The 3,896-nt window shown below is 62.4% G+C and carries 4 protein-coding genes; 3 read left to right on the plus strand and 1 reads right to left on the minus strand.

Features of this window, described 5'->3' with window-relative positions; all coding sequences use genetic code 11:
* Positions 1–230, plus strand: a 230-nt coding sequence (locus tag NUV89_RS28370; protein WP_257783918.1) for a hypothetical protein, incomplete at its 5' end; no start/stop codon positions are given.
* Positions 178–2,361, plus strand: coding sequence for a YccS family putative transporter (gene yccS / locus NUV89_RS28375; RefSeq protein WP_017735678.1), 2,184 nt, complete (start codon positions 178–180; stop codon positions 2,359–2,361). The genes NUV89_RS28370 and yccS, both read left to right, overlap by 53 nt.
* Positions 2,362–2,465: 104 nt before the next feature.
* On the opposite strand, the gene NUV89_RS28380 is transcribed toward yccS, so the two are convergent.
* A complete protein-coding gene (locus NUV89_RS28380; RefSeq protein ID WP_257783919.1) occupies positions 2,466–3,203 on the minus strand; it encodes an ABC transporter substrate-binding protein in 738 nt (245 codons plus the stop codon).
* A 177-nt stretch (positions 3,204–3,380) separates the two neighbouring features.
* Here NUV89_RS28380 and NUV89_RS28385 point away from each other — a divergent pair, with 177 nt between their 5' ends.
* Positions 3,381–3,833 carry a GNAT family N-acetyltransferase gene (locus NUV89_RS28385; protein ID WP_257783920.1) on the plus strand — a complete coding sequence of 151 codons (453 nt, stop codon included), beginning with the start codon at positions 3,381–3,383 and terminating at the stop codon, positions 3,831–3,833.
* The last annotated feature ends 63 nt before the right edge of the window (positions 3,834–3,896 follow it).

Here is a 3,896-nt window from a genome sequence, read left to right on the forward strand (position 1 = left end):
GCGGTGGATCAGTTAAAACAACTTTGACTGACACACCGCTTTCGCGAGCAAGCCCGCTCCCACATTGGTTTTGTGGTGTGCTTGGGAATAATTTGCCAGCAGATGTGATCGCGACCCTTGCCGTGGCGTCACTGATGCGCCAACTTAACGGCATCGTCCCGGAAGACTCCAGCCTTCATGTCATCGACCTCGTTCAAGCAGTCCCTGCGCCGTCTCTGGGCGCTGGATAAATTCAGCTACAGCATCCGGGTATTCATCGCCCTCACCGGCAGCATGGCGCTGTGCTGGTATCAGGATGAGATGACGCTGCTGATCCCGCTGTTCCTGGGGATTATCGCCAGCGCCCTGGCCGAGACCGACGACAGCTGGCAGGGCCGTCTCAACGCCCTGGCGGTGACGCTGGTGTGTTTCAGCATCGCCGCGCTGTCGGTGGAATTGCTGTTCCCCTATCCGTGGATCTTCGCGATTTCCCTGGCCCTGGCCACCTTCTGCCTGACCATGCTCGGCGCCCTCGGCGAGCGTTACGGCGCGATTGCCTCGGCGACGCTGATCCTCTCGGTGTACACCATGATCGGCGTGGACCAGCGCGGTGGCGCGGTCTCGGATTTCTGGCACGAGCCGCTGCTGCTGGTAGCCGGTGCGGCGTGGTATGGCGCGCTGTCGGTGCTGTGGCAGGCGCTGTTTTCCAACCAGCCGGTGCAGCAGAGCCTGGCGCGCTTGTTCCGCGAATTGGGGCGTTACCTCAAGCTCAAATCCTCGCTGTTCGAACCGATCCGCCAGTTGGATGTGGAAGCACGCCGCCTGGAACTGGCCCAGCAAAACGGCCGGGTGGTGGCCGCGCTGAATGCCGCGAAGGAAATCATCCTGCACCGCGTGGGCAATGGCCGACCGGGTTCGAAGGTCAGCCGCTACCTCAAGCTGTACTTCCTCGCCCAGGACATCCACGAACGCGCCAGCTCGTCGCACTACCCTTACAACGCCCTGGCCGAAGCCTTCTTCCACAGCGACGTGCTGTTCCGCTGCCAGCGCCTGCTGCGCCAGCAGGGCAAGGCCTGCCAGACCCTGGCCGAGTCGATCCAGCTGCGCCAGCCGTTTATCTATGACGACAGCTTCGCCGAAGCCCTCGGCGACCTCAACGCGTCCCTGGAACACCTGCGCATCCAGAGCAACCCGGCGTGGCGCGGCCTGCTGCGCTCGCTGCGCGCGCTGGCGGCCAACCTGTCCACCCTCGACCGCCTGCTGGGCGATGCCAGCAACCCCGACCGCCTGGCGGAGGCCACCGACAGCAACTTGCTGGACCGCGCCCCGCGCAACCTCAAGGAAATGTGGACGCGCCTGCGCACGCAGATGACGCCGACGTCGCTGCTGTTCCGCCATGCGCTGCGCCTGTCCCTGGCGTTGACCGTGGGCTACGGCATGCTGCATGCGATCCACGCGTCCCAGGGCTACTGGATCATCCTCACCACGCTGTTTGTGTGCCAACCGAACTACGGCGCCACCCGGCGCAAGCTCGGCCAGCGGATCATCGGCACCGCCATCGGCCTCACCGTGGCCTGGGCGTTGTTCGACCTGTTCCCGAGCCCCTTGGTCCAGTCGATGTTCGCCATCGCCGCCGGCCTGGTGTTCTTTATCAACCGCACCACCCGCTACACCCTGGCCACGGCGGCGATCACCCTGATGGTGCTGTTCTGCTTCAACCAGGTCGGCGATGGCTACGGGCTGTTCCTGCCGCGCTTGTTCGATACCTTGCTCGGCAGCCTGATCGCCGGCCTGGCGGTGTTCCTGTTCCTGCCGGACTGGCAAGGCCGGCGCCTGAACAAGGTGCTGGCCAACACCCTGACCTGCAACAGCATCTACCTGCGCCAGATCATGCAGCAATACGCCGCCGGCAAAAGCGACGACCTCGCCTACCGCCTGGCCCGGCGCAACGCGCACAACGCCGACGCGGCGCTGTCCACGACCCTGGCAAACATGCTGATGGAGCCGGGGCACTTCCGTAAGGAGGCCGATGTGGGCTTCCGCTTCCTGGTGTTGTCCCACACCTTGCTCAGCTACCTGTCAGGGCTTGGCGCCCACCGTGAAACCCAGTTGCCGGCGGAGGTGCGTGAGCATTTGATCGACGGCGCAGGGAATACCTTGGCGGCGAGCATCGACGAGATCGCCACGGGGCTGGCGAACAAGCAGCCGATTGCGATTCAGAGTGATGCCGAGGAAGCGCTGGCGGCGGAGCTGGAGCAGATGCCGGATGAGATCGACGAGGGGCAGCGGTTGGTGCAGACGCAGTTGGCGTTGATTTGTCGGCAGTTGGGGCCGTTGCGGACCTTGGCGGCGCATCTGATCAAAGAGACTGGCGAGGCTTAAATCGCTTTCGCGAGCAAGCCCGCTCCCACATTCGACCGCATTCCAAATGATGTACGCGGTCAACTGTGGGAGCGGGCTTGCTCGCGAAGAGGCCCTTCCAGGCCCTACATCCCATGCGCCTTCATCAACCGCGCATAACTGCCATCATCCTTCATCCGCGCAATCTCCCGATCAAACCCGGCCACGATCTGCGCATGCTCGGGGTTCTTCAGGCTCACCAGAATATGCAGGCTGTTTTCACTCAGCGGCGTCGGCAGAAACTCCACCGCATTGCGCACCTTGGGCGATTCACGCGCCAGGTAATACCGCGCCACATATTCATCCTCCACCGTCAGCCGCACCCGCTGCGCCGCAAGCATGCGCACGGCCATGGAGAAGTTGTGCACCGGCACTTTCTGCAACTGCACATCGCCATCGAACGCCGCCGAATAGGCATAACCGCGCACCACCGCAATCGGGTAGTCGTGCAATTGCGCCAGGTTCTTGAACTCGATGGGATCGTCGCGGCGCTTGATAAAACGCACGCGGTTCAGCAGGTATTCAGCGGAAAACTGCCCCAGGTGCGTGCGGGCATCGTCGTACCAGGCGTTGACCAGCACGTCGTAACGCCCGTCACCCACGCCCATCAGCGCCCGGGCCCAGGGCACCTGTTCGAAATCACTGGCGTAGCCCGCACGGGCCAGGGCGGTGCTGACGATATCGGTGGCCAGGCCGCCATTTATCAAGGTGGCATCGGTAAAGGGGGGCCAGGCATCCGCGACCAGGCGCAGACGCTGGGCGAACGCCGGCTGGGCCAGCAACAACACTCCAATCAAAGCAACGGCACGAAACAATCGCGGCATGCTCAACGTCCTTGGCGGGCCCAGAGGTTCTAACAGTAGCTCAAGATTACACAAAGAAACGGGCGGCGAATGCACTCAATGATGGCAAATTGATTTCACTCACAAAAAACAGCGGATTTAGACACAATCGGCTACCGCGCTTACTATCCAGAACACCTACTGATAAGAGATTTCGCCATGACAGTCGATTGGGTCTGCAAACATCACACTGACCTGGGCAAGGAACAGCTATACGCCATCCTGCGCCTGCGCGGCGAGGTGTTCGTCGTTGAGCAAAAGTGCGTCTATCAAGACATCGACGGGCAGGACCTGGACGGCGACACCCACCACCTGATGGCCTGGCAGGACGACCAGTTGGTGGCCTACCTGCGCCTGCTGGACCCGGAGTCCCAGGGCGGTGACGTGGTGATTGGCCGGGTGATCGTGGCGCCTTCGGCGCGCGGCACTGGGCTGGGGCATCTGATGATGGAAGAGACGCTCAAGCGCATTGCCGATATCTGGCCTGAGACGCCGATTTTTCTGTCAGCCCAGGCGCATTTGCAGGGGTATTACGGGCGGTATGGGTTTGTGGTGGCGGGGGAGGAATATCTGGAGGATGACATTCCACATATTGGTATGCGGCGGGTTTGAGGGCCTCTTCGCGAGCAAGCCCGCTCCCACATTTAACCGCGTACATCAGTTGGAATGCGGTCG

The sequence above is a fragment of the Pseudomonas sp. 18.1.10 genome (assembly GCF_024655625.1).
Classification (GTDB): Bacteria; Pseudomonadota; Gammaproteobacteria; order Pseudomonadales; family Pseudomonadaceae; genus Aquipseudomonas.